This is a genomic window from Ensifer sp. Root127, from assembly GCF_001425225.1.
In the GTDB taxonomy this organism is placed as follows: domain Bacteria; phylum Pseudomonadota; class Alphaproteobacteria; order Rhizobiales; family Rhizobiaceae; genus Ensifer; species Ensifer canadensis.
The window spans coordinates 1-20,343 of record NZ_LMDX01000029.1 but is presented as its reverse complement, the minus strand read 5'-3'; the positions used below and the strand labels follow the sequence as shown (position 1 = coordinate 20,343).

The following is a 20,343-nucleotide window of genomic DNA, read 5'->3' as shown; positions in this document are numbered from 1 at the left end:
TTTGAAATCTATATTAGATATCGAAAGGGAACTGCGGAGAATTGCTTTGAAGTAAAGCCAAGATCTGCGGAAAGACGAAGAGAGGATGTGGACAAGGGTGCAATCTGCGGCCTCGGCGGCGCGGCGCGGCGTGTTGAGTTGGATCGCCCCTACCGCTTCTGACTTCTCGATCAATTCGATGGTTGAGGACCGAACGCCGATGCGTGCACCGACGAGAAGCCTGGTCCGTACGTGACCCTATGTCGTGCCGTTGGCCAGAAGCGAGATCTGCATCGAGGATCTGAAGGGCGAGAAGATCATCTCGTTCTCGCGTCAGAACCTGTCGTTCACCGAGCGCTGCTTTGCTGAAAAGTTCGAGGCGCACGATCTTGCAAAGAGCGTCGCCTATACCTGCGACGACACCTTCTCGGTGGTGTCACTGGTCTCGGCCGGTCTTGGCATCGGCTTTGCGCCGGAATGGACGCTGGATCTTCCCAACCGCAATTTCGAGCTCAGATCGAAATTGCTCGGTCGCGGGTCAGAGCGGGGAAGTCAGGGGCGAGGTCTCGAAAACCTCGTGGTCTGCGATCCCTCAATCAAACGGAGCGGCTTGCCGGGCCTAGGCCTCCCGGATCCCGGCCGTTGGCCGTCGCGATGCTGATCCTCCGAGACGAGGCTTTTAACCGGTCAAGCCGCGCGCGAACGGGCTCTGGCAGCGCTGCTGCCGTCGCCTGGTACGCTCATTATTCTCCCAAGCTGCCGGCGGGGTCCGCGTTCGACCTCACTCAAAAGCTACAGTTCACGACTATCTGACGTTACTGCAACTGCGATGTTCGAATCTGTCCTCCTGCACCATGACGAAATCGAATGCGGCCTGCCACGAGGTCGCGCCGTCGATGCGCTCGAAATCAGCGATCAGGGAGGATTTGACACCGAAAACGGCGTCGGAAGTGAGGAAGGGGTCGCCGCCGGTGAAGATGTGGGTGACAATCTTCTGGTGGCCCGGAGCAGTTACAAGGAAATGCATGTGGGCCGGGCGACAGGGGTGGCGATGGAGCGCCTCCAACAGGTCCCCAGCAGGCCCGTCGTCGGGAATGGAATAACTGACAGGCTTGATACCGACGAAGCTGTAGGCGCCGTCGGCGCCCGTGACGAAGCGTCCGCGGTTGTTCCATTTCGGCTGCAGGTCCGGCTGCTGAACGTCGTAGAAGCCATCGGCATTGTCTGACCAGGCGTCGATTGTTGCCCCGTCTATTGCGTTGCCGTCGAGATCAATCACCCGGCCGTGGAACAGGCAGCTTTCGCCCTTACCGTCCAGACTGATGCTTTCCCCCATCGCCCGGATCGGCGCGTTGGCGACGTGGAACGGGCCGAAGACGGTGTTCTCCGTCGCGCCTTCGGGACGACGGTTGCCGATGGCGTCGACCAGCATGGAAAGCCCAAGGACGTCGCTGAGCAGGATAAACTCCTGCCGTGTGTCGGTACAGGTCTGGCCGGCGCGGGTGAGGAAATCAACGGCCAACTCCCATTCCCGCTGGGTCAACTCCACGTCCTTGATAAAATCATGCAGATGTCGAACGAGGCTCGCCATGACCTGACGCATGCGTGGTGCCACGTCTACGCCAATCCTGCCGTTCACAGTCTCGGCGGAGTGTTCCTCAGTGAAATAACGGCGCATCAATCGCTCCCTGTCAGGCGGATCGGTCGAGCCGTGCGGCGAACCAGTCGCCGACGAGTGCCGTCCGCTCGAAGCTGTGGTTGTATATCGTGTGCTCACCGTCCGGCCAGACGCGGAGGGCGGCCTCGCCCGTCGCGGCATCGAGGAAGGGTTGCTGGTCCTCCAGTGCCACCAGCGGATCGGCGCCTCCGTGCAGGACGAGAAGCGGGCAGGCGATTCTGTCCCGCGCCGGATCGAAACGCAGCTTTTCCATGACAGCCTCAATCATCGCTCGATCCTCGGTGCCGATCATTGCCGCGCTCTGCTCGAAGGCCGTGCGGAAGGGCAGGATGGCGGGGTGGGCGAAGGAGCCGTTGACGCAACAGGCGCGGATGCGGCTGTCGCTGCCCGCAGTGCGTGCCGCCCACAGGCCGCCGTAGCTGTTGCCCCAGATGCCCGGCGCGCCGAGGCTCGGATCGTCCAGGATTACATCGACCCAGCGGCTATAGGCGGCCTCGACCCCCGCCTGAAGATAAAGGCCTTGCTCGATGCGGGTCTCGCCCTGGCCGGGGCCTTCGGCGAGAAGGGTGGCAAGCCCGCGGCGCGCCAGCTCCCGGGCGATTGGCAGATAGGCGATGCCCCAGCCGCTCTGGCCGCCGAACAGGATGACGGTGCCGTTTGCACTTCCGCTTGCGGGGCGCACCAGCCAGCCGATCAGGCTTTTTCCCGAATATCCGGTCTCGACCCGCTCGAAGGGCAGGCCGAAGACAGGGGTGAGCTTCCGACAGGCGGCGACCAGCCTGCGATACAGCGCGACCTTGCGGGGTTCGTCGAAATTGAAGGCCATCTGGGCGTAGACCAGCGCGGCGATGCCGCGCTGCCGTGCCTCGCCGGCGGTGACGATGTTTCCTTCAGCCTCGGCCCGGTCGGCCTGTTGCAGGCGCTCGGTGGCGATGGTTTCTGCCACCGCATCCCAGGGCTCGCCCTCCGAGATGCGGGCATGAAGCCGGCGCGCATCCCCCGGGTCCATGCCGCAGTCGAGAAGCCGCGTCAGTGGCATGGCCCGCTGATGGGCAAGGTTCGCCTTGATGACCGAGTCCTCGGTCATGCCCGTGCCTCCATGGTGGTCTCAAAGGTGGGTACAGGCTGATGCAGCCAGTGCAGCCTGTCGCGAAGGCCGCGCAGCAGGGTGGGGAGATCGGAGAGATCCCGGACTGCACCATACATCAGGAAATCGGGACGGCGCAGATAGGCGGCGAAACCATTTCTCTCCAGAAACGCCAGTTGCACGCCGTCAAGATCTGCGACTTGATCGGGCGCAGCATCGGTGTCGCCGACGACGATCCAGCGACCGCCGATGGCGTCGAAGAAAGCGTGGGTCGCGGGATCCAGATGGAGGCTCGGGTCGGTCCGGCTGACGATCAGGAAGCCGCGCCCCACCACGTCGTCCATCAAGCCTTCGCGGCCGCCGGCGCGCACGAGACCCTGTGGCGTTGGTGCACCGGTGGGGGTGAGGAGGTTACCATCGGGCTCCACATGCACCACGCCGGTCTCGATCTTGGGGAAGGGCGGGGGCGGCGGCATGTTTCCGGACAGGAAGAGTGCATTGCGTTCAGCCACCTTCGCCGGGTCGTCCTCGTTGGCGACCTTGCCGAGCATGGTCGAGGTCTTGGTGATCTGCGTGACATGCGGGCGCCGCTCCGCTTCATAGGTATCGAGAAGCTCCGGCTCGGCTTTGCCCCGCAACACGAGGTCCAGCTTCCATGCAAGATTGGCGCTGTCGCGAATGGCCGAACAGGCGCCCTGGCCCATATAGGGCATCATCGTGTGGGCGGCATCGCCCACCAGCATGACCCGGCCTTCCTTCCAGCTTTTTGTGATCGCGGGGTCAAATGTATAGACAACGTTGCGGATCGGCCGGATTTCGTCGAGCCCGATGCCATGCTGCTCGCTGAGCCAGGCAAGGCCGTTCTTGATGTCTTCCCAGTAGCTGGTTTCCTCGCCCGGCAGCACGCGCATCTCGAAACGCACGCGGGATTTGCCGATCGGCATGTACATGTGCGCCCGTGCCGGGTCGCAATAGATCGAGGTAATGGCAAAGCGGTCGCCGAGATCCTTGACGTATTCGGAATCAAGATTGAGCCAACGTTCATGATGGCCGTACTGGTGACGCGCGATGCCGAGTGCGCGGCGCGTGAAACTGTTGGCGCCATCCGCGCCGATCACATAGTCCACCTCGATCCTGCGGACTGGATCGCCCCCGTCAGAAACCGCCTTCCACGAACCGTCCCAGGGTTGGGCTTCCAGAACGACCTTGTCCGCACTCTGCTCGAGCTTGGAGACTTCCCAGCCGCGTAGGAACTCGACGTTCGGCAGAGGCTGTGCGCGGGAATAGATCGCGTCCTCAATTTCCGGCTGGAAGATCGAGATATGGGCGGGAAAACCGCATTGCTGCCCCTTCCAGTCCAGATCGATCAGAATGTTTCCCTGATCGTCGAGGTAGTGGTAGGTGTCGATCGCCTGCGCGTCGCGAAGGGCATGACCGATATCCCCGGCCGAGGCGACCAGGCGTGCCGTCTCGCCGTCGATATGGCTGAGGCGGGGCAGGCCGTAGGGTTCGGGCCAGCGCTCGATGACGATGACATTATGGCCGGCTTGTCCGAGGAGCGAGGCGGCAGTCAGGCCCGCAGGCCCGCAACCGATAACGGCCACTTGCCGGTGCACCACAGGCGGCGATGCCTTGGATTGATTCATGTTATCCTCCCGTTTTGCAGATATGTCTCGGCGCGCGCGTTCAGGGCGCGTCGCCCCGCCATGCCGCGGCGAGCAGCGCGTGAATATCGGCCCGTGTCACTTCCCGCGGGTTCCAATAGGGGTTCGCTGTGGCGATCTCCGCGGCGCGGCCGATATCTTCCTCCCGAAAACCGATCTCCCTGAGGGCTGTCGGGGCGCCGATCTTGACCGCAAAACCGTGTATTGCCGCACCGGGGGACGTTTCCCCGAAAATCGCGCTCAGCGGCAGAAGTTCGTCGGCAGCGGCGGCCGCGTTGTAGGCGATTGCGTGGGGCAGAACGATCGCATGGGTCTCCGCATGCGGCAGATCGAAGGACCCCCCTAACACATGGCAGAGCTTGTGATGCAACGACATGCCGACTGTGCCAAGAACAGTGCCGCAAAGCCAGGCGCCGTAGAGTGCATCGCTTCTGGCCGACAGATCCCGCGGCGCCATAGCGATGCGCGGTAGGGCCTCAGCGAGGGCTCTCAGGCCTTCCGTCGCCATCAGCGAGGAAATCGGGTTACGATCGCGAGCGTAGAGTGCCTCGGCGGCGTGGGCCATGGCGTTTAGGCCGCTGGTCATCGTCATTGGGACCGGCAGGCTGAGCGTGAGTTCCGGATCATAGATTACCAGTTCCGGCAGAATCGACGCTGCACGTACCGTCTCCTTGCGCCCCGCCTGAGTCTGCCCAAGGATGGGTGTGACCTCCGAGCCGGCATAGGTTGTGGGTATGACGATCTGAGGCGTGTCGAGGCGATAGGCGATCGCTTTGCCGAGCCCGGTAGTCGAGCCGCCGCCGAAAGCGACGGTGCAGTCGGCGTCGTTGTCGCGCATGGCCTTGAGCGCCAGTTCGGTGATCTCGACCGGCGTGTGCATAGTCGCCTGCGTGAACAATCCGGCGGCGCGATCCGCCAAAAGGCTGACGATGGCACCGGCATCGTTGGCTTGCTGCGGTGTGGAGAGCACGAGGGCACGCTTGCAGCCCAAAGCTTCAACAGCTTCTGCCACCCCCGCCCGGGCGCCGGTGCCGAACCTAATTCTTGCCGGGGACCCCTGATAGTCGAATTCCCTCATCGGTTCCTCCCTGAACGGGGCCGCGAAATCGCTTGCGGCTCCATCTCGAGGAAAACAGTAGCGACGGACGAAGGTGAATTCGAATAATGATATCTCCAGATAACATACCATTATGTTATGTTGTGAGCGGAACACGGAACTTGGGAGAATCTCCTCTTGCAGATTGATCCGCGCCATCTGCTACAGCTCTGGGCGATCGTCGATGCCGGCGGCATGTCCGAGGCGGCGGAAATGCTGGGAATGACGCAGCCCGGCTTGTCACGCACGGTCGCCTTTCTGGAAAAGCGGCTGGGTGAGCCGTTGTTTCTGCGCAACCGCCGCCCGATGGAGCCCACTCCCATGTGTCGGGATCTTGCCGATCTCGGTGCAGCGGTACGGCGCGCAACGGCGCGAGCGAGCGACGTGGCCCAGTCATTCAGGCGTGGCGAGCGCGGCGATATCAGGATCGGCGGCACGCCGTTTTTCATGGACGCGCTGGTCTCGGCGATGGTCGGCCAATTCCAGCGAACAAGGCCGAACGTTAGAATCGAGCAGGTCTATGGTTACACGACGAGCCTTGCCGAAAAGATCAGAGCTGGGCAGCTGGACCTCGCGATCTGTCCGGTCGAGGTCTTCGATGCAGATAGCGATCTGACCTTCGACCCGATCCTGACAGGCCGCAATGTGGTTGCCTGTCGCTCGGGACATCCGCTTCTTGCATCGGACAGGCTCCTGCCTGCCGACCTGCTGCGGTATCCCTGGATCGAGCCACCTGCCGGAAGTCCGCTGAGCGCCGATCTCAGAACCGCGCTAGTCAATCTGGGCGCCGAGCATGTGCGCATCAATTTCTCCGGCGCCTCGCTCGCCGGCATTCTCGCCCATCTCGCCCATTCTGACAGCCTCGCAGTGCTGCCCTTCGGCGTGGTCTTCGCCCGGCGGGAAACCGACAACATCACCGCGTTACCCATCCTGCCGAGCGGTGTGCCGCGCGCGCTTGGCTTCGTGCAATCAAAACTGATGCCGCCTGGGCCAGCAGCGCTGCAACTCAAGATGCACGTGCTCTCGGCATTTGCCGGGCTGAAGCCGGAGATGGAGGCCTATGCGCAACGGTGCGGCGTTTCTGGCTAGGATAGCCACTGGTTCCGGCGGTCTAATGCTACGACAGACATTCGTAACAGACGGGCCAAGGGGCAGTGGTTCAATTCTACCCAAGGCGACCTTTACGTCGGATTGAGATTAGGCGTTCCACAGGCTGCAAGCACACGTCTCAAAAGTCCTTTTGACCCCGTCGTGTACGAGGAAGCGCAACATGGCGGCGCGAGTTCTTAAATCCCTGACCCGTCGAGCTCTCGCTCGTCTTCGCCTTCCCAGGGTGAGGGCATCGAGGTGCGATTGAGATTGGCCGAGGGCATCGGCATCCAGCACTTCAATTCGGGCTCGGCGTATTCGATGATGCGGCCGGGCGAGGAATCAGAGGCGCGCCAGCCTTCTGCACCGAACTGATCGCCATTCGACCAATACGCGAGGTCAACTTCTGCCGCCCCCTGTTCGGACGGGCGGATCGTAACGAGGATCCGACTGCCGTTTTTCGGCGCGCTTGCCATGTGGCGCCAGGGATCTGGCTCGGCCATCATTTTCCTCCTGTCTTGCTGCAGGTTGCAAGTGTCGCCTCGCCATCGGAAACGGTCAACTCAAACTTTGCACAACCCATCGTCTATCGATTGACTACCCGATCAGGATGGACGCTCCGAATTGATGGCGCCGGCTGGAGGAGTGTCTACGACATTTTGAAGCAGGACGGCTGCACCAAGCATCGTCCAGAACCCGACGATCTCGCCTGCCGATGACGTTGCCGCCGCCCGCACAAAGGCTGATGGCAAAGCGCGCCGGCTCAAAGTTTACCAACGTCATGTCCTTCGCACACTGGCGGCTCCGGTATCCGAACAACAGACAAATTCCAGGGGCGCAGGCGTAATGAACGAACGCCAAAAACGAACGCGCCCGCTTGAATCAAGCAGGCGCGTGACGGGACGTCCACCGCGGGTGGGCCGAGGGGTTGTAAAATCTCAGCTCCGCGGCTTCAGGTTCTCCGGGTCGTAGAGTGGCTTGTAGCCGACGCCGGCGACTTCGACGGGGTAGGTCTCGGCGAAGTATTCGACGTTCAGCTTGCGGCCGACCTGGCAGTGGGACCAAGGCAAATAGGCAAGCGCGATGTTCTTGCCGATCGTCGGGCCGTAGGCGATGGAGGTGGTATAGGAGCGGCGGCCGAGTTCGTCGACCAGCACCGCGCCGGTTTCCGGGTCCATGACCGGCAGGCTGCCGACCGGGTAGCGCTTCACGCCGTTTCTATCGGTATTCTCCGTGAGGATGAGCGTGCAGAGCATGGCCGGCTGGTGCTCACGTGCCTTGTATTCAAGATGTTTCGCCTTGCCGCGGAAGTCCACGTCCTTCACCTTCGGACGAGCCAGATCGGCCTCGATGAGGTTGTACTGTGTGAGAAGATCGGCATTCTGCAGGCGCAGGCTCTTTTCCAGACGGCGCGAGTTTGCATAGGTTTCGACGCCGAAGGCCATGACGCCGGTTGAGCGCAGTGCGTCCCAGACGGCGAGGCCGTCCTCATATTTCATGTGCAACTCCCAGCCCTGCTCGCCGACATAGGAGATGCGGAAGGCGGTGACCTTCCTGCCGGCGATTTCGATCGGTTTGATCGCAGCGAAAGCGAAGTTCTCGAGATCGAGGCCGGCCGGATCGGCAACCACCTTCTTCAGCGTTTCGCGGGCGTTGGGGCCCCAAATGCCGATGGTGATGAACTTCTCCGAAACGTCGGTGATGGTGACGTCAAGGCCGCGATCTTCGGCGACGCGGCGCATGTACTGGAAGTCGCGCGGGCCGGCATCGGCGCCGTTCACGAGACGGCAGCGATCGGCCATGCGGAAGACGGTGAAGTCGGCCCGTACCATTCCTTCGTCATCGAGGAAATGGGTGTAGATGCCCTTGCCGATATTGCCGTCGCCGCCGATCTTGGCGGCGCAAAGCCACTCCAGCAACTCGACGTGGTCAGGGCCTTCGATGTCAACCATATGAAAGTGCGAGAGGTTGACGATACCGCAATCCTCGCTCATCGCCAGATGTTCGGCGTTGGACACGCGCCAGAAATGGCGGCTGTCCCACTCGTTCTGGCGCACTGGAACGCGGTTGCCGTATTTTTCTAGGAGGTGCTCGTTGGCGGCGTAGCCATGGGCGCGCTCCCAGCCACCGAGTTCCATGAAGTAGCCGCCGAGCTCTTTCTCGCGCTCGTAGAAGGGCGAGCGCTTGACGTTGCGGCCGCTGGCATAGGGCTCGCGCGTGTGCACGGCCGGATAGTAGATCTTCTGCGCCGCCTCGAAGCAGCGGCCCTCGATGAACTTCTCCTCCAGCTGGTGCGGGTAGAAGCGAGAATAGTCGATCGAGGCGTGGTCGATCTCAGTGCGCCCGTCCGTCATCCAGTCGGCGATCAGCTTGCCGTAGCCGGGACCGTCCTTCACCCAGATGGCGACGCAGTACCAGAGGCCGCGCACCTTCTGGCTCTCGCCGCAGGAGGGGCCGCCGGCGGCCGAGACCTGCAGCAGGCCGTTGAAGGAATGGCCTTCATTGTAGCCGAGTTCGCCGAGGATCGGCGTCAGTTCCATGGCGCGCTCGAGCGGCTCGATGATCTGCTCCATATCGAGGTCGCGCTGCGAGGGCGACAGGCGTGCCTCGTGCTTTTCGAGAATGTTGCGCGGATGGCAGAGGCGCGGGTTGGTGGTCTCGTAATAGCCCCACTCGATCTGGCCACCTTCGGTGGTCTTCGGATCGCCGGTGTCGCGCATATAGGCGGAGTTGCCCTGGTCGCGCAGGAGCGGGAAGCCGATTTCCTTGCCGGTGCCTTCGAATTCGTTATACGGGCCGAAGAAGGTGAGCGGATGGTCGACCGGCATCACTGGCAGATCCTCGCCGACCATTTCGGCGATCAGGCGGCCCCAGATGCCGGCGCAGACGACGACATGGTCGGCCATGATCGTGCCGCGATGGGTGACAACGCCCTTGATGCGGCCGTTCTCGACGATGAGCGACCTTGCCGGCGTGTTGCCGAAGATCTGGAGCTTTCCGGATTTCTCGGCCGCATCGACCAGTTTGCCAGCAACTGTCTGCGAGCGCGGGATGACGAGGCCGGCATCCGGGTCGAACATGCCGCCCATGACCTGATCTTCCTCGATCAGCGGGAACATCTTCTTGATTTCCGCGGGCGAGACATAGTGGGCGCGGGTGCCGAAGGCCTTCGCGGAGGAAAGCTTGCGCTTGATCTCTTCCATCCAGATATCGTCGCCGGTACGCGCGACTTCCAGGCCGCCAATGCGGGCGTAGTGACCCATCTTCTCGAAGAAGTCGATCGAATACTGCGTCGTCCAAACCGAAAGATAATCGTGGCTGGTCGTATAGCAGAAGTCGGACGCGTGCGCCGTCGAGCCGATATCGGTCGGGATGCCGGACTTGTCGATGCCGACGATGTCGTCCCAACCGCGCTCGATCAGGTGATGCGCGATCGAGGCACCAACGATGCCACCCAGCCCGATGATTACGACCTTCGCCTTTTGAGGAAACTCTGCCATTGATTGCGACCCTGATTGAAACTGAAGCCGGATTTTAGGATTTGCGGCGCTGCGATTAGAGCCTGTCTACGACATAATTATCGTGCTGCACGACCAGAGCCTGCACTCTGCAAACAGGATTTCTCCATCACGACAGAGCCGTCGACAAGGGTTCATCTCCTCGAACTCGGGTTTTTTCTTATCACCGCGACGACGCAGGGCCGCTACAGAGCGGATCGCACGTGGCGCTGGTAGCTTCATAAGTCACGAGCCCTTGACGTCGTTAGCTCTCGACGTCGTTCATTTTCTCCTGATGCGCGGAATGCGCGCCGAAAATTGCGTTACGGGGACTGTACTCTGCTGGGGGAAACGCCAAACTTTTCAGATAAATAAGCCGGCCGCGATAGATTGGTGTTGACAATACACAACAGTCTTTGGCAAATGTCATCGCCGACCTCATCAGGTCGGCCGTCGCGGCATCCGAACTCGAAAGAGGTCCGGGTGCGCGCTCACGGAGCGTGCCTAGGAGCACGCTGGGAGCCGTGATTGCGCTTGCCTGCGAACGACAATGACGGAGGGCGCGCTTTGGAATTTCGGGTTGATCGCCAGTTGGCATTTTTGGCCGTCGTCAACGTTGCTGTGCTGGTAGCGGGCGGCGTGTTGGTCGGTGCCAGTTTCCTCGACATCTACAACCTGCAATCCATGGCGGGCCAAGTGCCCGAACTCGGCCTTCTTGCGCTGGGCGTTATGCTGGCGATGATCTCCGGCAATGGCGGTATCGATCTGTCCGGGATCGCGCTTGCGAACCTGTCGGGCGTCGTCGCCTATCTTCTGCTGCGCGACACGGTTTCGCCCGATGACGCGCCGCTGCTGTTCAGCTGGAGCTTTGCCGGCATAGCACTGCTCGTCGGCCTAGTTGGCGGAATGCTGAATGGGTTTCTGATTTCGAGCGCCGGCTTGACGCCGATCATCGCGACGCTTGGCACGCAGCTGTTCTTTACCGGCCTTGCGATCGCTTTCACCAACGGTTCGGCGCTGGGCCTCGGCTTCATCGAGCCGCTCGACGCCTTCGGTAACACACCGGTTCTGGGTGTGCCGCTGTGCTTTGCGCTCTTCTTACTGATTGCTCTCATCCTCGGCGGCGTGCTGCGCTACAGCCCGTTCGGCCTCAGGCTCCTGCTGCTCGGCAACAATGCCAAGGCCGCGCGCTATGCCGGCATTGCGGAAAAGCGCATCCTGTTTTTGACCTATACCGCCTGCGGCGTGCTTGCGTCGGTCGCCGGCATCGTGATCGCCGCGCGCACATCGAGCGTGAAGTGGGACTACGGCAATTCCTACGTGCTGATCGCCATTCTCATTGCCGTCATGGCGGGCGTTCGCCCTGAGGGCGGCTATGGCCGGGTGATCTGTGTCGTCCTGTCGGCGACGTCGCTGCAGATCCTGTCGAGCCTGTTCAACTTCATGGACATTTCCAACTTCTTCCGCGACCTCGCCTGGGGCGTGCTTCTGCTCGTCTTTCTCGCGACATCCGGCTTCGACGCCAAGGCCTGGTTCAAGGCATTGCGCGGCTGATCCAAGTTCCAGGGCCGGCGAGATGCCTTCGCACGCCGGTCGATCTGTCAAAATTCGAAGGTTCTTTGGGAGGAATGCATGCTTGCCATTCGTAAATTCGCTGCCTGCGCCGTCGCGCTTGGAGCATTGACTGCAACCACGGCCGCCATTGCCGAGGAAACCCCCAGCATCGTCACGGTGGTGAAAGTCACGGGCGAAAACTGGTTTACTCGCATGAACGAAGGCGTCGATGCCTATGGCAAGGAAAATCCCGGCGTATCCACCAGCCAGGTCGGACCGGGCAAGGCCGACGCAGCCCAGCAGGGCCGGCTGATCGAAGACCTGGTTGCCAAGAAGGTCGCCGCGATCGCCGTCGTGCCGATGGATGCTTCCGCGCTTGAAGGCGTGTTGAAGCGCGCCGCCCAGCGCGGCATCAAGGTCATCACCCATGAAGCCGACAATATGAAGAACACGCTCGTCGACATCGAAGCCTTCGACAACAAGGTCTTTGGCGCGCGCTTCAACGAGAAGATCGCCGAATGCATGGGCAAGTCCGGCAAGTGGACCTCCTTCGTCGGCTCGCTCGGCAGCCTGACCCATGTGCAGTGGGCCGACGGCGGTTCGGAAAACGCCCAGAAATACCCCGAGATGGAACTGGTCTCCGAGAAGAACGAATCCTTCAACGATGCCAACCGCGCCTATGAAAAGGCGCGCGAGATCCTGCGCAAGTACCCCGACATCAAGGGCTTCCAGGGCGGTTCGGCCATCGACGTCATCGGCATCGGCCGTGCCGTCGAGGAAGCCGGCCTGCAGGACAAGACTTGCGTATTCGGCATCGGCCTGCCCAAGGACACCGGCTCCTACCTCGAATCGGGCGCTGTCGACGGCATCAGCTTCTGGGATCCGAAGGATGCCGGCTACGTCATGAACAAGGTCGCCGACATGGTGCTGAAGGACGAGGAACTGAAGGACGGCATGGACCTCGGCGTTGCCGGCTACGAAAAGGTGACCGTCAAGAAGGGTGCCGGCGACGGCGTGATCGTGGTCGGCCAGGCATGGGTCGACGTCGACAAGTCGAACTACGCCAAGTACCCGTTCTGATTGGGTCGAGATGATGGCGATGCCGGGCCCGACAATGGGCCCGGCGTTGCGCGTCGAGTGCCGCTACAGCGTCGCGCGTCGAATGTGATGCGCCAGGGACTCTGTAACGCTTTAGACCTGCTGCAATCGTCTCCTGGATCTATGGCGATCCAAGGAAACGTGCAGCGGGCCCGTTCTTTTTGGTCAGGACAGTGCCATGCAGCTCAAGCACGAAGCCAGCGCGCCGCATCCCGGCGGCGAAACCTCGAAAGCCGCAATTCCCTATCTGGAAATTCGCGATGTCCAGAAACGCTTCGGCGGCGTTCGCGCGCTGAAAGGGGTCAGCTTTTCGATCGAGCCCGGACAGATCTACCATCTCATGGGCGAGAATGGCTGCGGCAAGAGCACGCTCATCAAGATCATTTCCGGCGCGCAGCCGGCCGATGCCGGCGAACTGCTGATCGATGGCAAGCCTGTGGGCCATCTCACACCGGTTGCCGCGCTCGCGGCCGGGATCGAGACCGTCTATCAGGACTTTTCTCTGCTGCCCAACCTGTCCGTCGCCGAAAATGTCGGCCTGACGCAGCAACTGGTCGCAGCCTCCGGCAAGCTTGCCCGGCGGCTTGATCTCGGACGAATGCGCCAGACGGCGGAACGGGCGCTCGCGGCCGTGAACCTGCCGACGACCCGCGCCTTTCTTTCGACCCGCACGGACGAGCTGCCGATGGCCACGCGTCAGCTCATTGCCATTGCCCGCGCCATTGCTTCCGATGCGCGCCTCGTCATCATGGACGAGCCGACGACGGCACTGACGAAGCACGAAGTCGATAATCTCATCGGCATCGTCAACCGACTGCGCGCCAAGGGCGTCGCGGTGCTGTTCGTCACCCACAAGCTCGACGAGTGCAAGTCGATCGGCGGGCGCGCCGTCATCATGCGCGACGGCCAGAAGGTCGCCGAATGCGACATCGCCGATCACACCAAGGCCGAACTCGGCTTCTGGATGACGGGCAAGGTGCTGGACGAGGCGCGCTATCGTTCGGCGCCGAAGTTCGGCGAGGATCTGTTTGTCGTCGACGCGCTGTCGCTGAAGGACGCCTTCGCCAATGTTTCCTTCTCCATGCGCCGCGGCGAGATCGTCGGTATCACCGGGCTTCTGGATTCCGGCCGCAACGAGCTGGCCCGGGCGATTGCCGGAGTCGCTCCGGCCGATACCGGACGCATCCGCCTCAATGGAAAGGATGTGACGCCCCGCAAGCCCGCCGACGCCATTGATGCCGGCATCGGCTATGTCCCCGAGGATCGCCTTTCGGAAGGTCTCTTTCTCGAGAAGCCAATCGAAGAGAACATTGTCGTGCCGGTGCTCGACCGCCTGCGCGGCGCCTTCGGCATCCTGGACGGCCGTCGCAGCCGCGCGCTGGCGAAGCGCTCGGTCGAAGACCTGCAGGTGGTCACGCCGGATGTCGCCAACCCGGTGCAGTCGCTGTCGGGCGGCAACCAGCAGCGCGTGCTTATCGGCCGCTGGCTGACCATCAATCCGGAGCTTCTGGTCCTGCACGGGCCGACCGTCGGCGTCGATGTCGGATCCAAGGACACGATCTACCGCATCATCCAGCGTCTCGCGGACGAAGGCATGGGCGTCATCATCATCAGCGACGACCTGCTCGAACTTCTGCAGAACTGCGACCGGATCATGGTGATGCGCAAAGGCGAAGTGGTGGAAACCTTCCAGGCCGAGGCGCTGGAGGAAGAGGCGCTTTACCGCGCCCTTGTAGAAGAGACGACCGTGAGGACCCCGCAATGACCGATACGACATTCAATGGGGCCACCCCAGCTGGCAACGACAAGGTTTCGCTTGGCTCCGCCTGGCGCTGGCTGCTGCGTCATCCGCCGGTCGTGACCTTTGCGCTGATCGTGCTCGTCTGCCTGGTGGTCGGCTCGATCAATACGGACTTCTGGCAGGTGTCGAACCTGTTCGACATCCTGCGCGCTTCCGTCGTGCGCGGACTGTTCGCGCTCGGGGTCCTGGTGGTGCTGGCGTCCGGCGGCATCGACGTTTCCTTCACCGCCATTGCCGCCTTCGTCATGTACACGGTGACGATGCTGGTCACGAACCTGCTGCCGGGGTTGCCGATGCCGGTGATTTTGCTGGTCGCTGCCGCCGGCGGCGCCTGCTTCGGAGCGCTCAACGGCGTGCTCGTCCACGCGCTGCGCGCGCCGTCGCTGATTGTGACGATCGGAACGCAATACGTCATTCGCAGCTTCCTGCTAACCTTTGTCGGCACTGCCCTGTTCATGAACATTCCGGGCTCGATGGAGGCGTTCGGCAAACTCGCGCTTTTCACCCATCAAAGCGCCAACGGCTCCATCTCGGTGCTGCCGGCCTTCGTGCTTGTGCTCGCTGTTGCGGCCGCGGTGACCTGGTGGATCCTAGAGCGTACTTTGATGGGCCGGGCGGTTTATGCGGTCGGCGGCAATCCCGGCATCGCCGAACGCCTCGGCTTCAATCTGCGCACCGTGCATATCTTCGTCTTTGCCTATGCGGGCCTGCTGGCCGGCATCGCCGGGATCATGCATGTGGCGAGTAACCGACTTGCCAATCCGTTCGATCTTGCCGGAACCGAGCTTGAGATCATCGCCGCGGTCGTTCTCGGCGGCGCGCGCATCACCGGCGGTTCGGGTAGCGTGATCGGCACGTTGCTCGGCGTGGTGCTGATCACGCTTGTCAGCAACGTCCTCATTCTCGTCGGCATTCCGAGCACGTGGCAGCTCGCCATTATCGGCGTCTTCATCGTTCTTGCCGGCACCGTCTTCTCGCTTCGTGCAAGAGGCTAACGGGCTTCGGCTGTCGTCCAGCGGGTCAAGGACTGCTATCTGCGGTCACCAATTCAGTAGGGAAGGTTGAGTGCATGGCGCACGACGTATCTGTAATCGGACTTTACATTCTAGATATTCTCGGCCGACCGGTGGACCGGATCCCGCCCGGCGGCAACGTCGAATTCATCGACGAGATCCGCCTGACCGTTGCGGGCACCGCCGGCGGTACGGTCGTCGACCTTGCCAAGCTCGGGCTGAACTGCCTGGCGGTCGGTGCGGTCGGGGACGATGAGAAGGCGGACTTCGTGCTCGCCACGCTCGACCGCTTTGGCGTCGACCGGTCGGAGATGCAGCGCATTGCCGGCGTGCCGACTTCCGCGAGCATTCTCAACATCCGCCGCAATGGCGAACGGCCGGCTTTGCACGTACGCGGCGCCTCCGGACATTTCGAGATTCCCGCGGATGCGCGCGAGCGGGTGCTGGCGCCGCCGATCGTCCATCTCGGCGGCACTGGGCTGCTCGATCGCCTCGACGGCGAACCCAGCCGCGTTTTGCTCGAGGAAGCCAAGCGCTTCGGCAGAACCACGACCTTCGACCTCCTGGGCGCGAACGACAACACGCTGTCGCTGATCCGGCCGCTTTTCCCCTTTATCGACTATTTCATGCCTTCAGTGGAGGAGGCGATGCTGATTTCCGGCCAGAAGACCGCCGAGGATGCCGGCCGTTTCTTTGCCGATCTCGGCGTCAAGCACTGCATCTTTACGCTCGGCGGCGACGGCGTCTGCTTCCTCGATACCGACGGTAAGAGCCTGCGCCTCCCGGCATTCGAGATCGACGTGGTTGACACCACCGGCTGCGGCGACGCCTTCAATGCCGGCTTCATTGCCGGGCTTCATCATCGCATGGAGACGGAAACCGCCTTGAAGTTCGCCCAGGCATCCGCCGCGCTCGTGGCGACGGGTCTCGGCTCTGACGCCGGGATCACCTCTTTCGAGGCGACCTGGGACTTCATGAACAATGTCCGCGTGAAGGCCAACTGACGCCAGTCGTGGCTGCTGCCCGATCCTGCATCGGGCAGCAGGACGGCTATTGCAGCAGCATCTCTGCCGTCGCGATGTCAGTGACCAGATGGGTAGCGTAGCCGCCCTTCAACGTCGCCCTGATGGCCGTCAGCTTGCTGGCGCCCCCGGCAACGCACAGGCGCCGCGGCACCTGGCTTAACTCGTTGAGTTCGATGCCGACCATGCGGTTGTCGAGATCACCGCGCACCGGCCGGCCTTCCGCGTCGATGAAGCGGCAGATCAGCACCCCGACCGCTCCTCCGGCCTGGTAGGCGTCGATGTCTTCCTGCCCGGTGATATTGGCCGAGCGGATCAGCGTCTCGGGGCCGATGTCGCCGACACCGAAGAGGATGATGTTGGAGGAATGAATGAGCTCGAACTGCTTGACCAGCACCTGTTCGGCCAGAAGCGCCTGCTTCAGGGCGGGTGTCGACAGCAGGGCCGGTGCAAGCAGGTTGATGCAGCGGGCGTGGATGCGGCGCGACATCAAGGATGTGCAGAATTCAGGCGCGAAATCCGGATTGGCGATCGAGCTTCCGGAGACCTGCACCACCGTCAATCCCTCTACCGGCTCGGGAAGCGAGATGCTGTCGGCCACGGCCAGCACCGTCCGGCCCCAGGCGACGCCGATCGTGTCGCCTGGCTGAACCATATCGGCAAGCAGGCGAGCACCGGCCTCGCCAAGCCGTTGCACCAGGTCGCTGTTGTCGAGGGCGGGAATGACCAGCGCACCCTCCAGGCCGAACTTGTCCTTCAGACGCCGTGCGATACCAGTCCGGGAGCCGACTTCCGTGTTCAGGCGAATGTTGACCAGGCCACGCTCGCGCGCTTCCTGCAGGTAGTTGACGATCGTTGCCCTGGATACACCGAGCATCTTGGCGATTTCGCTCTGGGTGAGCTGGTCGACATAATAGAGCCAGGCAGCCCAGACGACGCCGTCGTCGAACTCCGCAGGCAAGACTATGCCTTCGCCGACTGCCCGGTTTCCCCGCGCCGTATCCATCATCGTCTGCTCCCCTGGATTGTCATGACTTCTCCTGAAGCGGAAAAAGTGTCCGCCGTCAAACAAATTTGCCATGTGTGTTGACACATGACACAGCATGGTGGCAATTGTCTCGACGAAGGTTTTGGGAGACGCCGAGATGGAATGCTCGACTATAGGCGCGTGCCAGTGGGTTGGAAACGAACCAATCGGCGAAGCGCGGCGTGGTGTCTTTCCCGCCCCCACAAACCGGCTGCAGATCGCTCTCGACGTCGACCGCAATCCCAAGGCCATGCAGCCTTGGCGTGATGGCGCAGACGCAGGTTGCCGCCTGCAGCCGACCGACGGATAGCGTCGCCGTTTTGTCCTCACGGCGTGCGGGGAACGGTCGTCCGTTCGGCGCGCAGGCCGAGCAAGGGCTGCTGACGACAGGACTTGATTTTCAAACCCCATGGAAAACGCTGCCAAGCGCGGGAAGACAGGAGCCTTTTATGAAATCCAGATGGTCAGAAACCGAATTCGCCCGTGTCGTCGACACCTACGTCAACGCCGGCGTCAACCGGGACCTAGCGATCCGCACCTACACGACACGGCTTCTGGGTTCGGATCCCGAACTGGTACTGCATGGCGGCGGCAACACCTCCGTCAAGACCACGTTTACCGAGATGGACGGTTCCGAGGTTGCCGTTCTGTGCGTGAAAGGCAGCGGCTGGGACATGGGCACGATCGAACCGGCGGGCCTGCCTGCGGTCAGGCTGGAGCCGCTTCAGGCCATGGTCAAATTCCCGACACTCAGCGACGACGACATGGTGATGCTGCAGCGCCGGCTGCTGCTTGATCCTGCAGCGCCGAACCCTTCGGTGGAAGCGATCCTGCACGCCAACCTGCCGTTTCGGCATATCGACCACACCCATGCCAATGCGATCGTGTCGCTGACCAATCAGCCGCATGGCGAGGATCTGGTGCGCGAACTGTTCCCCGATTCCATCATCGTTCCCTACGTGATGCCGGGCTTCGATCTCGCCAAGGCCTGCGACGAGGCGTTCCGCGCCAATCCGGGCGCCGACGGCATGATCCTGCTGAAGCATGGCATTTTCACCTGGTCGGAAGATCCGCGTGAATCCTATGAGAAGATGATCGCCGCCATCGACAAGGCCGAGCGCCGCATCGCCCGCGGCAACCCGCGTCCGTTCATGGTCGTCCAGCCGGCGGCCCCGCTTGCCACGGCAGCTCAGATCGCCCCGGTTCTGCGTGGCGCCATCGCGATCGATACCGGCGTCGAGGGCTGCCCGCGCCGCTTCGTGCTGGAACATCGCTCCGGCCCTGATGTCCTCGATTTCTGCAATGCCGAGAATGTTGCCGATCTGGTTCACCGCGGCAATGCAACGCCCGAGCATGTCATCCACATCAAGCGCTTCGGCGTGGCGCTGTCCGCTCCTGTCGCCGGCGACATGGCCGGCTGGGCTGAAGCGGTGCGCGCAGCCGTCGCCGCCTATAAGGACGAGTATCGCGCCTACTTCGAGCGCAACAACGCGCGCGTCGGTGGGATCAAGCGCATGCTCGATCCGATGCCGCGTGTCTTCTATGTTGCCGGTGTCGGCCTGTTTGCCGCCGGCCCGACAAAGAAGGCCGCCCGTGTCGGCGCCGACGTTGCCGAGGCGACGATTGCCGTGATCCGCAATGCCGAAGGCATCGAGAGCTTCGAGGCATTGTCGGAAGAGGACCTCTTCGACATCGAGTACTGGTCGCTCGAGCAGGTTAAGCTGACGAAGCAGGCGGAGAAGCCGCTGAGCCGGCAGGTCGCGGTGATCACCGGTGGTGCGGGTGGCCTCGGGCTGGCGATTGCCGAGGCTCTGCACGCCGAGGGCGCCGAGATCGCGCTCTTGGACCTTGCCGAGGATGCCTTGCAGAAGGAAGCGGCAAGGCTCGGTGGTGTCGGCCTCGTCTGCGATGTGACGAAGCCCGAAGCGGTCGACGCGGCGCTCGCCGATGTGGCCTGGCATTTCGGTGGCATCGATATCGTCATCTCGAACGCCGGTGCGGCCTTCCAGGGCGCCCTGCTCGATGTTTCGGAGGAGGTCTTCCAGAAGGCTTTCGCGCTGAACTTCTGGGGGCACCACTATATTGCCCGCAGCGCGGTCCGGATCATGAAAGCCCAGAGAACTGGCGGTGCACTGGTCTTCAATGTCTCGAAGCAGGCGGTCAATCCCGGCCCCGACTTCGGCCCTTACGGCACGTCGAAGGCGGCGTTGATGGCACTGATGCGTCAATATGCCGTCGAACATGGCGCCGACGGCATCACCTCGAACGCGGTCAACGCCGACCGCATTCGCACCGGCCTGATGACCGATCAGATGATCGAGGAGCGCAGCCAGGCGCGCGGCATTTCGCCGGAAAGCTACATGCGCGGCAACCTGGTTCGACGTGAGGTAACGGCACGGGACGTCGCGGCCGCCTTCGTCCACCTCGCCAAGGCGCGCACCAGCACAGGCGCGGTGCTCACGGTCGACGGCGGCAATGTCGGCGCGATGATGCGCTGAGTTTAAAGCGTCCGTTATTCCGCCAAGTCCGAAGTAGCTCGGCCCCGGTCAGTCCAACTTGACCGGGGTTGGGCATATCCGTCCTTCAGGGCAGTCGCTCCCATTGGCTGTTCCCGCCGATCCATCTGCCGGCCGCCGCAACATGCGCGGCTTGCAGGGGTGGAGTGAAGTCTTAGCGCTGCTATCTGCGGGGGTGATCGACTATATATCCCTCATCGAAGTGAACGAAGCGCCAAGGAC

14 protein-coding genes and 2 pseudogenes are annotated in these 20,343 nt (G+C 62.4%); 8 read left to right on the top strand and 8 right to left on the bottom strand.

What is annotated here, in order from left to right; genetic code table 11:
• Positions 1-81: 81 nt before the first annotated feature.
• A pseudogene (locus tag ASD03_RS40790) lies at positions 82-222 on the bottom strand (transcriptional regulator); the annotation flags it as partial.
• A 34-nt stretch (positions 223-256) separates the two neighbouring features.
• Between ASD03_RS40790 and ASD03_RS40785 the strand changes: the two are divergent.
• Positions 257-499: pseudogene (locus ASD03_RS40785) on the top strand (LysR substrate-binding domain-containing protein); the annotation flags it as partial.
• 285 nt (positions 500-784) lie between these two features.
• On the opposite strand, the gene ASD03_RS26785 reads toward ASD03_RS40785, so the two are convergent.
• The 4 genes from ASD03_RS26785 to ASD03_RS26770 are packed head-to-tail and all read right to left on the bottom strand — an operon-like array spanning position 785 to position 5,486.
• The gene (locus ASD03_RS26785; protein WP_057217496.1) at positions 785-1,657 is read right to left on the bottom strand and encodes a dioxygenase; all 873 of its coding nucleotides are present in this window, start codon (positions 1,655-1,657) and stop codon (positions 785-787) included.
• A 13-nt stretch (positions 1,658-1,670) separates the two neighbouring features.
• Positions 1,671-2,744 (bottom strand): prolyl oligopeptidase family serine peptidase, encoded by a 1,074-nt coding sequence (locus ASD03_RS26780; protein WP_057217494.1) that lies wholly within the window; start codon positions 2,742-2,744, stop codon positions 1,671-1,673.
• Positions 2,741-4,390 (bottom strand): bifunctional 3-(3-hydroxy-phenyl)propionate/3-hydroxycinnamic acid hydroxylase, encoded by a 1,650-nt coding sequence (locus tag ASD03_RS26775; protein WP_051509217.1) that lies wholly within the window; start codon positions 4,388-4,390, stop codon positions 2,741-2,743. Before ASD03_RS26775 ends, ASD03_RS26780 begins: the two co-directional genes overlap by 4 nt.
• A 40-nt stretch (positions 4,391-4,430) precedes the next feature.
• Complete coding sequence (locus ASD03_RS26770) at positions 4,431-5,486, bottom strand: maleylacetate reductase (protein WP_057207394.1); 1,056 nt, start codon at positions 5,484-5,486, stop codon at positions 4,431-4,433.
• Positions 5,487-5,642: 156 nt separating this feature from the next.
• Between ASD03_RS26770 and ASD03_RS26765 the strand changes: the two genes are divergently transcribed.
• Positions 5,643-6,593: a LysR family transcriptional regulator gene (locus tag ASD03_RS26765; RefSeq protein ID WP_057217492.1), complete on the top strand. Its 951-nt coding sequence runs from the start codon at positions 5,643-5,645 to the stop codon at positions 6,591-6,593.
• A 197-nt stretch (positions 6,594-6,790) separates the two neighbouring features.
• Here the strand turns inward: ASD03_RS26765 and ASD03_RS26760 are convergent, their stop codons facing one another.
• Positions 6,791-7,096: a hypothetical protein gene (locus ASD03_RS26760; RefSeq protein ID WP_025428240.1), complete on the bottom strand. Its 306-nt coding sequence runs from the start codon at positions 7,094-7,096 to the stop codon at positions 6,791-6,793.
• Positions 7,097-7,531: 435 nt separating this feature from the next.
• Entirely contained in the window at positions 7,532-10,093 is a 2,562-nt protein-coding gene (locus ASD03_RS26755) for an FAD-dependent oxidoreductase (RefSeq protein WP_057217489.1), read from the bottom strand.
• Positions 10,094-10,657: 564 nt separating this feature from the next.
• Here ASD03_RS26755 and ASD03_RS26750 point away from each other — a divergent pair.
• The 5 genes from ASD03_RS26750 (at position 10,658) to ASD03_RS26730 (ending at position 16,560) form a co-directional block, all read left to right on the top strand.
• Positions 10,658-11,644, top strand: a complete 987-nt coding sequence (locus ASD03_RS26750) for an ABC transporter permease (protein WP_057217488.1) — start codon at positions 10,658-10,660, stop codon at positions 11,642-11,644.
• 78 nt (positions 11,645-11,722) lie between these two features.
• Positions 11,723-12,724, top strand: a complete 1,002-nt coding sequence (locus ASD03_RS26745) for a substrate-binding domain-containing protein (protein WP_057217486.1) — start codon at positions 11,723-11,725, stop codon at positions 12,722-12,724.
• Between the two features lie 196 nt (positions 12,725-12,920).
• Entirely contained in the window at positions 12,921-14,507 is a 1,587-nt protein-coding gene (locus ASD03_RS26740) for a sugar ABC transporter ATP-binding protein (protein WP_082557420.1), read from the top strand.
• Positions 14,504-15,538 (top strand): ABC transporter permease, encoded by a 1,035-nt coding sequence (locus ASD03_RS26735; protein ID WP_057217484.1) that lies wholly within the window; start codon positions 14,504-14,506, stop codon positions 15,536-15,538. Before ASD03_RS26740 ends, ASD03_RS26735 begins: the two co-directional genes overlap by 4 nt.
• Before the next feature lie 74 nt (positions 15,539-15,612).
• Positions 15,613-16,560 (top strand): sugar kinase, encoded by a 948-nt coding sequence (locus ASD03_RS26730; RefSeq protein ID WP_057217482.1) that lies wholly within the window; start codon positions 15,613-15,615, stop codon positions 16,558-16,560.
• Between the two features lie 46 nt (positions 16,561-16,606).
• Here the strand turns inward: ASD03_RS26730 and ASD03_RS26725 are convergent, their stop codons facing one another.
• The gene (locus tag ASD03_RS26725; protein ID WP_244445454.1) at positions 16,607-17,587 is read right to left on the bottom strand and encodes a sugar-binding transcriptional regulator; all 981 of its coding nucleotides are present in this window, start codon (positions 17,585-17,587) and stop codon (positions 16,607-16,609) included.
• Between the two features lie 467 nt (positions 17,588-18,054).
• Between ASD03_RS26725 and ASD03_RS26715 the strand changes: the two genes are divergently transcribed.
• The gene (locus ASD03_RS26715) at positions 18,055-20,103 is read left to right on the top strand and encodes a bifunctional aldolase/short-chain dehydrogenase (RefSeq protein ID WP_057217480.1); all 2,049 of its coding nucleotides are present in this window, start codon (positions 18,055-18,057) and stop codon (positions 20,101-20,103) included.
• Positions 20,104-20,343: the final 240 nt, after the last annotated feature.

What these genes read in the sequence shown, in the direction of transcription:
- ASD03_RS26780 (WP_057217494.1), bottom strand. Translation starts at nt 2,744, where the DNA reads ATGACCGAGGACTCGGTCATCAAGGCGAACCTTGCCCATCAGCGGGCC.
- ASD03_RS26785 (WP_057217496.1), bottom strand. Translation starts at nt 1,657, where the DNA reads ATGCGCCGTTATTTCACTGAGGAACACTCCGCCGAGACTGTGAACGGC.
- ASD03_RS26755 (WP_057217489.1), bottom strand. Translation starts at nt 10,093, where the DNA reads ATGGCAGAGTTTCCTCAAAAGGCGAAGGTCGTAATCATCGGGCTGGGT.
- ASD03_RS26775 (WP_051509217.1), bottom strand. Translation starts at nt 4,390, where the DNA reads ATGAATCAATCCAAGGCATCGCCGCCTGTGGTGCACCGGCAAGTGGCC.
- ASD03_RS26770 (WP_057207394.1), bottom strand. Translation starts at nt 5,486, where the DNA reads ATGAGGGAATTCGACTATCAGGGGTCCCCGGCAAGAATTAGGTTCGGC.
- ASD03_RS26745 (WP_057217486.1), top strand. Translation starts at nt 11,723, where the DNA reads ATGCTTGCCATTCGTAAATTCGCTGCCTGCGCCGTCGCGCTTGGAGCA.
- ASD03_RS26740 (WP_082557420.1), top strand. Translation starts at nt 12,921, where the DNA reads ATGCAGCTCAAGCACGAAGCCAGCGCGCCGCATCCCGGCGGCGAAACC.
- ASD03_RS26725 (WP_244445454.1), bottom strand. Translation starts at nt 17,587, where the DNA reads ATGATGGATACGGCGCGGGGAAACCGGGCAGTCGGCGAAGGCATAGTC.
- ASD03_RS26730 (WP_057217482.1), top strand. Translation starts at nt 15,613, where the DNA reads ATGGCGCACGACGTATCTGTAATCGGACTTTACATTCTAGATATTCTC.
- ASD03_RS26735 (WP_057217484.1), top strand. Translation starts at nt 14,504, where the DNA reads ATGACCGATACGACATTCAATGGGGCCACCCCAGCTGGCAACGACAAG.
- ASD03_RS26760 (WP_025428240.1), bottom strand. Translation starts at nt 7,096, where the DNA reads ATGGCCGAGCCAGATCCCTGGCGCCACATGGCAAGCGCGCCGAAAAAC.
- ASD03_RS26715 (WP_057217480.1), top strand. Translation starts at nt 18,055, where the DNA reads ATGAAATCCAGATGGTCAGAAACCGAATTCGCCCGTGTCGTCGACACC.